Here is a 6716-nt window from a genome sequence, read left to right as displayed (position 1 = left end):
CGCGCCGGGGCGCCGCCCGGCCCGGCCGAGTGCGGCGGCGAGGGCGCGCTCGGGCTGGAGGGTGGGGTGGAGGTAGCCGCCGCTGAGCTCGATGGCGCCGGGCGGCGGCTCGGCGAGGGTGGCGAGCACTCCGGAGGCGTCCACGGACCGGGGGACGGCCTCGCCGGCGCTCTCGACGCTCAGGGCGACCTGCTGCCAGGAGGTGTCGCCGAGGCGGGCGGGCGCGCCGTGGGGCTCGGCGCGGAAGGCGCCCGCGCCGGGGCGGGTGACGACCAGGCCCTCGGCGGCCAGGGCGCCCAAGGCCCGGGAGACGGTGACGGGGCTGACGCGGAAGCGGTCGACCAGGGCACGGCTGGACGGCAGCTTCTCACCAGGAGAGTAGCGGTCGAGCTCTCCTCGCAGGATCCGTGCCAGGTCGGCGACACTGTTACGCTCATACATGAGAGTGAAAGATAGCGCTACTCCCGCCGTGACGATAGCAGTGCACGCGCCGGCGGACGCCCGGAACGGGCTCCCGTCGGCTCCGTCGGCCTCGATCGCTTCGCCGGCCGCGCGGCGCGTCAATGGCGGCCTCCTCCTCGCCGCGCTCGGTGTCGCCACGTTCTCCCTGACGTTCCCCGCCACCGCCTGGGCCCTGGAGGGGCTCGGCCCCTGGTCCGTGACCATGTGCCGGATGGTGCTGGGCGGGCTGGTCGCCGGCGGCTGCCTGCTCGCGCGGCGCGTGCCGCCGCCCGCCCGCCGCCAGCTCTCCGGGCTGCTGGTCGTGGCCGGCGGGGCGGTGATCGGCTTCCCGCTGCTCACCACGCTCGCGCTGCGGACGTCGACGACCTCGCACGCCGCCGTCGTGGTGGGCCTGCTGCCACTGACCACCGCCGCGTACTCGGCCCTGCGGACCCGGACCCGGCACCCGCGCGCCTTCTGGGCGGCGGCGCTGACCGGCGCCGCCGTGGTGATCGCCTTCGCCGTGCAGCAGAGCGGTGGCAGGCCCACCGTCAGCGACCTCTACCTCTTCGCCTCCCTGCTGCTGTGCGCGGCGGGCTACGCGGAGGGCGGCCGGCTGGCGCGCGAGATGCCGGGCTGGCAGGTGATCGGCTGGGCGCTGGTGCTGTGCCTGCCGGTGTCGGTGGCCGGCGCGGCGATCGCCCTGTTCCACGAGCCCGTCGCGCTCACCGGGCACGCCGTCGCCGGGCTGCTGTGGGTCGCGGTGGGGTCGCAGTTCGTGGGCATGTGGGTCTGGTACCGCGGCATGGGCGCGATCGGCGTGGCCCGGGCCAGCCAGCTCCAGCTGGCCCAGCCGCTGCTCACCCTCGTCTGGTCGGTGCTGCTGCTCGGCGAACGGCTGACGCCCGCGGCGCCGGTCGCGGCCGTCGCGGTGCTGGTCTGCATCGGCGTGACGCAGCGGGCGCACCGCTGACCTCGCCTCTCCCCGAATGGCCACGGGGAAGGGCCATCCACTTCCTCCGACCGTAGACTGGCAGTGTCCCAGCGCACATGTCGGACGCCGCAAAGGATCACGCAAAGGATCGCGCGAAAGATCTCGCAACAGATCTCGCGATGGATCTCGGAACAGTTCTCGCAACAGATCCCGAATCGGACCTCGAAGCGGAAGGGCACCGCCAATGCATGCGAGCAAGGGCGACCGGTTGGTGACGCACGGCCGGGTGGTCGGAGAGCACGACCGGGTCGTGGAGATCGTGGAAGTGCTGGGCCCCGACGGCTCCCCGCCGTTCCGTGTCCGCGCCGAGAACGGGCACGAGACGATCATGTCCCCCGGCCCTGACACGATTGTGGATCACGGCAAGTCCCAGGACATCGTCTAGGCGGTGCCCGGGGCTTGATTCGGCTGAGCTCAGGCCCTATCAGCCTGTTGGGGGCACCCCCAGCGGTAGCTGGGGGAGATTGAGGACACCACCGCGCAGCGGTGGTGCGCACGACGACGGCTCGCAGCCGCCCGGGTCAGCGGGGCGGGCGCGCGCGGCGGGGGTAGTGGTCCTCGACGACGCGCGCCATCGCCTTGATCGGGTCGGTGGCGACCTGCTTCGCGGAGAAGTAGACGTGGCCGAGCACCTCGGGATGGTTCCGGGCGAGGGCGAGGTGCCGGGAGAGCTCGGCCGGGTCCTGCCAGGGTGCGGGCTGCGCCGGGTCGCCCGCCCGGTAGAGCGCCTCGCCGATGTAGAGGTGCACGTCCGTGCCGCGCACGGTCTCGGCCCACCAGGGGACGAGCGTGGCGTAGTCGGCGGCGGCGAAGCCGATGTGCCAGTAGACCTGCGGGACGATGTAGTCGATCCATTCCTCGCGCACCCACTTGCGGGTGTCGGCGCCGAGGTCGTCGTAGGTCTCGACACCGGCCCGGGTGGCGGAGCCCAGCGGATCGGTGGTCTTGTTGCGCCACACGGCGAACGGGCTGATCCCGAACCGCACATGCCGCTTGCGCCGCTTGATCCGCTCCCCCATCTCCCGTACGAGGCGGTCGATGTTGTCGCGCCGCCACGCCGCCCGGTCGGGGAAGCCGGCGCCGTGGCGCGCGTACGCGGCGTCGTCGTCGAAGCGCTGCCCGGTCACCGGGTACGGGTAGAAGTAGTCGTCGAAGTGCACGCCGTCCAGGTCGTAGCGGGTCACGGCGTCGAGCATCGCGTCCTGGACGAAGCGGCGGACCTCGGGCAGGCCCGGGTTGTAGTAGAGCTTGCCGCCGTAGGGCACCACCCATTCCGGGTGGATGCGTGCGGGATGGGTGGCGATGAGTTTGCCGGGGTCGGTGTGGTTGGCGATGCGGTAGGGGTTGAACCAGCCGTGCAGTTCCAGGCGGCGCCGGTGGGCCTCGCGCACCGCGAACGCCAGCGGATCCCAGCCGGGGTCCCGGCCTTGAGTGCCCGTCAGGTACTCCGACCACGGTTCGTACGGCGAGGGCCAGAAGGCGTCGGCGGTGGGCCGCAGCTGGAGGATGACGGCGTTCAGCCGCCGGTCCACGGCGGTTTCGAGGAGGGTGATCAGCTCGTCCCGCTGCCGGTCGGGGGTCAGGCCCGGCCTGGACGGCCAGTCGACGTTGACGACGGTGGCGATCCACATTCCACGGAATTCGCGCTTCCGCCGGGACCTCTCCGGATCGCCTCCCGGGGCGCCGTTCGGAGCACTGTCCGGATTCCCGGCCTCCAGAGCGCTCGATTCGCCGGTCACGAGCATCGCGGACATCACTCCCGCGGCCGCCACGGTGAACCCTCTTCGACTGATACGCCCCATATGTGGGCCACTCCTTGTCGGATCGGTCACACCATACGGTCACAGCATGCCCGCCCCGGCCCCATCGGCATCGCCCGTCGCGGAGTAACGTCTGGATCGAGGCGGGAGCCGGGGGTCCTCCACCGGCACCTCGGGTGCGGAATCCAGGTGGAGATACGGCCACCCGCCGGTCGACCAAGATCAGCGAAAGGCACGATGTGACGGACACTGTGGCAGACGTGGCACGCGTCGGAGTGGTGGGCTGCGGCCAGATGGGCGCGGGCATCGCGGAGGTGTGTGCCCGCGCCGGCCTGGACGTCAAGGTCGCGGAGACCACCGGCGAGGCCCTGGAGCTGGGCCGCACCCGCCTGACGAACTCCCTCGGGAAGGCCGCCGAGCGCGGCAAGATCACCGAGGAGGAGCGCGACGCGACCCTGGCGCGGCTGAGCTTCACCACGGACCTGGGCGAGTTCGCCGACCGGGACCTGGTCATCGAGGCCGTCGTCGAGAACGAGCAGGTGAAGACGGAGATCTTCCAGGTCCTCGACCAGGTCATCACCCGCCCGGACGCCATTCTGGCCTCCAACACCTCCTCCATCCCCCTGGTGAAGCTGGCCGTGGCGACCTCGCGCCCCGACCAGGTCATCGGCATCCACTTCTTCAACCCGGCGCCGGTGCAGAACCTCGTCGAGCTGATCCCCGCCCTGACCACCGGCGAGGAGACCATCAAGCGCGCCGAGGCGCTGGTCGCCAAGGTGCTGGGCAAGCACGCGATCCGCGCGCAGGACCGCTCCGGCTTCGTCGTGAACGCCCTCCTCATCCCGTACCTGCTCTCCGCGATCCGGATGTTCGAGTCGGGCATCGCCAGCCGCGAGGACATCGACAACGGCATGGAGCTCGGCTGCGCCCACCCGATGGGCCCGCTCAAGCTCACCGACCTGATCGGCCTGGACACGGTCGCCTCGGTCGCCGACAGCATGTACGACGAGTACAAGGAGCCGCTCTACGCCGCTCCCCCGCTGCTCCAGCGCATGGTCGACGCGGGCCGCCTCGGCCGCAAGACGGGCTCGGGCTTCTACAGCTACTGAGCCGCACCCCCGGCCGCTACGCAACGTCACCGCCGCACACCCGTGTTCACACGGGGTGTGCGGCGGTGACTCGCATATACCCCCCGCACACGCTCCCGTTCCGCCGGTCCGCGCGGTTGACTCGGCTCGTCGGGCACACACGGAGAGTCTTCCGGAAGGGGTACGGACCGTGACCATCCATCCCGAGCAGGCCGTCAGAACGGCTGAGCTCGCGGAGCTACGTCGTAGCCTCGATGTCGGCGTCGTCCGCATCGACGGCCACCTCGCCCTCCTCACCCAGCGCGGCGACCAGTCGGAGCGCGACATCAGCGAGCTGGCGGGACGGGTACGGGTCCTGGAGCACGGCCGATGGCCCTTGCCGTCGCTTGCCGCGCTCACCGGGCTCGCCGCCCTGGCGCTGACCGTCTGGCAGGCGGCCGGCCGATGAGCGCGGGGTGGACCTGACCCGCACCGTGCGCCGGGTGGTCAGCCGAGCCGGATGTGGTGCAGCAGCAGCAGCGCCGCCGCCATGTTGGCGGCCGGCACCTCACCGCGGCCGATCATGTCGGGCACCAGCTTGAGCGGCACCCACTCCCGGCGCTCCGACTCGAAGTCGTCCTCCGGTTCACCGATGTACTCGGCCTCCTCGGACCAGTAGATGTGGTGCCGGGCGTCCGTGAGGCCGTTGGACGGTTCCACGGACATCAGGTGCCGCAGGGGCCCGGGCCGCCAGCCCGTCTCCTCCTCCATCTCCCGGGCGGCCGCGAAGGCGATGTCCTCACCGTCCTCGACGACGCCGGCGGCCAGTTCCCAGCCCCAGTTGTCGGTGATGAAGCGGTGCCGCCACAGCAGCAGGACCTCATTGGCCTCGTTGACCACCGTGGCCACGGCGACGGGCCGCAGCCTGATGAGGAAGTGGTCGAGGTGGCGGCCATCGGGGAGCCGGACGTCCGCGAGATTGACCCGGAACCATCGGTTCGCGTACACCGTCCGTTCCCCGAGATTCTTCCAACGCACGTGTTGCCACCTTCCGCCGAGGTGGCCACCTCCCCGGGCGCTGTCCTCACAGGGGCACGCGCAACGCCCCGTCGATCATCTCGGCGGCCTCGGCAGTGGCCGCACACCCACTCTCGATCAGGTGCTCGCGCACCGCACGGAGCCGATCCCGTAAGCGCTGCGATTCCATGCCTCTCGCCTGCTCGGTCATCTCCCGTGCGGTGGCCACCGCCTTGTCCGCGTCTCCTTGACGCAGCTCGATGTGCGTGAGCATGGCGAGCCGGTGGACACGGCCCCGGTCGTGCGCGGGGGTGTCGACGGCCCGGTCCGCGTGCTCACGGGCGGGTCCGAGGTCGCCGAGGCTGAGCAGCGCCTCGGCGACCTGTACGTTCACCAGGCCGGGCTGCACATAGCCGGTCTCGGCGGGTTCCTGACCACGGCGGATGCGCTCGGCGGCGGTCTCGGCGCGGCGGATGCAGGCGAGCGCCCCCGCGCCGTCGCCCAGCCGCGCGTACGCCTTGGCCTGCATGGCGTAGAGGTCGGCGGCCAGCGCCGGGGTGAGCTCCTCGCCGCCGGCCCGCAGCGCGGACTCGGCGAAGGCGACGGCCTGGCGGTACTCCCGCATGAACAGGGACTGGTTGACGAGGAGGGCGATCACATACGCGCCGAGGCCCCGGTCCCCGCTGGCCTTGGCCAGCCGCAGCGCCTGGTGGAAGTACCGCTGGGCCAGGCCGTGCGCGTCGGAGTCGTACGCGCAGATCCCGGCGACGGCGACCAGCCCGCCGGTGGCCCGGTGCAGCTGACGGCCCGCCTCATCGGTGTAGCTGCCCCGCAGCAGCGGCGCGGCCTCGGCGTTGAGGAAGCCCACGACCCGGGCGCGCGTGGCGATGCCGCCGGCCTTGCGGTACATCTGCTCGTAGTGGGAGCGGGCGGCGCGCAGCATCGCGATGTCGTCCATGGAGACCCGGGTGAGGCCGCGCCGGGAGACGTCGGCGTCCTCGGGCGGGTTCTCCCACTCCCAGACCGGGATGACGGCCGGGGTCCCCGTGACGGCGGGGGCGGTGACGACGTGCTCGCGCTGCTGCTCGTCCGAGCGCCACAGGGCGGTGGCGCGCTCGACGAAGCCGGAGAGCGGGGTGCCCGGCACCCGGGGGCTGCCCGGTGTCCCCAGGCCGATGTCGTCGAGGGTCAGCGCCCGGTGCAGCCGCTCGCCGAGGACCTCGCAGATCAGGTCGGGCACCTGGCCGCGCGGACGCTGGCCGCGCAACCAGCGGGCGACGGCGGTGTGTTCGTAGCGCAGCGCCAGACCCCGGGCCCGGCCCGCCGCGTTGACATGGGCGGCCAGGCCGGCGTGGGATATCCCCGCCTCGTCAAGGATGGCGTCAAGCAGCGTGTTGGGCTCCATCCTGCCCTCCGATGCGCTCGGTGAGGTCAGCG

At 72.1% G+C, this 6716-nt stretch carries 8 protein-coding genes; 4 read left to right on the top strand and 4 right to left on the bottom strand.

From position 1 onward, the window contains the following. Nucleotides 1–441 (bottom strand): winged helix-turn-helix domain-containing protein (locus J7E86_RS14515; protein WP_215082067.1); only part of this gene is annotated, 441 nt, incomplete at its 3' end. Between J7E86_RS14515 and J7E86_RS14510 the strand changes: the two genes are divergently transcribed. Further along, nucleotides 440–1414, top strand: a complete 975-nt coding sequence (locus tag J7E86_RS14510; RefSeq protein WP_215082066.1) for a DMT family transporter — start codon at nucleotides 440–442, stop codon at nucleotides 1412–1414. The two genes, J7E86_RS14515 and J7E86_RS14510, sit on opposite strands and share 2 nt — an antisense overlap. A gap of 205 nt (nucleotides 1415–1619) precedes the next feature. Next, on the top strand, nucleotides 1620–1820 hold the full coding sequence (locus tag J7E86_RS14505) for a DUF1918 domain-containing protein (RefSeq protein ID WP_215082065.1): 201 nt from the start codon (nucleotides 1620–1622) through the stop codon (nucleotides 1818–1820). Between the two features lie 136 nt (nucleotides 1821–1956). Here J7E86_RS14505 and J7E86_RS14500 read toward each other — a convergent pair whose 3' ends face one another. After that, complete coding sequence (locus tag J7E86_RS14500; RefSeq protein WP_215082064.1) at nucleotides 1957–3237, bottom strand: glycoside hydrolase family 10 protein; 1281 nt, start codon at nucleotides 3235–3237, stop codon at nucleotides 1957–1959. A 209-nt stretch (nucleotides 3238–3446) separates the two neighbouring features. Here J7E86_RS14500 and J7E86_RS14495 point away from each other — a divergent pair, with 209 nt between their 5' ends. Together J7E86_RS14495 and J7E86_RS14490 are read left to right on the top strand one after the other, a co-directional pair. Continuing rightward, nucleotides 3447–4304, top strand: coding sequence for a 3-hydroxybutyryl-CoA dehydrogenase (locus tag J7E86_RS14495; protein WP_215082063.1), 858 nt, complete (start codon nucleotides 3447–3449; stop codon nucleotides 4302–4304). 169 nt (nucleotides 4305–4473) lie between these two features. Further along, on the top strand, nucleotides 4474–4731 hold the full coding sequence (locus J7E86_RS14490) for a hypothetical protein (protein ID WP_215082062.1): 258 nt from the start codon (nucleotides 4474–4476) through the stop codon (nucleotides 4729–4731). 38 nt (nucleotides 4732–4769) lie between these two features. Here the strand turns inward: J7E86_RS14490 and J7E86_RS14485 are convergent, their stop codons facing one another. Both J7E86_RS14485 and J7E86_RS14480 read right to left on the bottom strand, forming a co-directional pair. Continuing rightward, complete coding sequence (locus tag J7E86_RS14485; RefSeq protein WP_215082061.1) at nucleotides 4770–5300, bottom strand: NUDIX hydrolase; 531 nt, start codon at nucleotides 5298–5300, stop codon at nucleotides 4770–4772. 46 nt (nucleotides 5301–5346) lie between these two features. Beyond that, on the bottom strand, nucleotides 5347–6684 hold the full coding sequence (locus J7E86_RS14480; RefSeq protein ID WP_215082060.1) for a lipopolysaccharide assembly protein LapB: 1338 nt from the start codon (nucleotides 6682–6684) through the stop codon (nucleotides 5347–5349). Nucleotides 6685–6716 lie beyond the last annotated feature (32 nt).

It is taken from the genome of Streptomyces sp. ISL-11 (assembly GCF_018614525.1).
In the GTDB taxonomy this organism is placed as follows: domain Bacteria; phylum Actinomycetota; class Actinomycetes; order Streptomycetales; family Streptomycetaceae; genus Streptomyces.
The sequence above is the reverse complement of the archived record's forward strand: the minus strand, read 5'-3'. Positions and strand labels throughout refer to the sequence as shown.

What these genes read in the sequence shown, in the direction of transcription:
- J7E86_RS14510 (WP_215082066.1), top strand. Translation starts at nt 440, where the DNA reads ATGAGAGTGAAAGATAGCGCTACTCCCGCCGTGACGATAGCAGTGCAC.
- J7E86_RS14505 (WP_215082065.1), top strand. Translation starts at nt 1,620, where the DNA reads ATGCATGCGAGCAAGGGCGACCGGTTGGTGACGCACGGCCGGGTGGTC.
- J7E86_RS14500 (WP_215082064.1), bottom strand. Translation starts at nt 3,237, where the DNA reads ATGGGGCGTATCAGTCGAAGAGGGTTCACCGTGGCGGCCGCGGGAGTG.
- J7E86_RS14480 (WP_215082060.1), bottom strand. Translation starts at nt 6,684, where the DNA reads ATGGAGCCCAACACGCTGCTTGACGCCATCCTTGACGAGGCGGGGATA.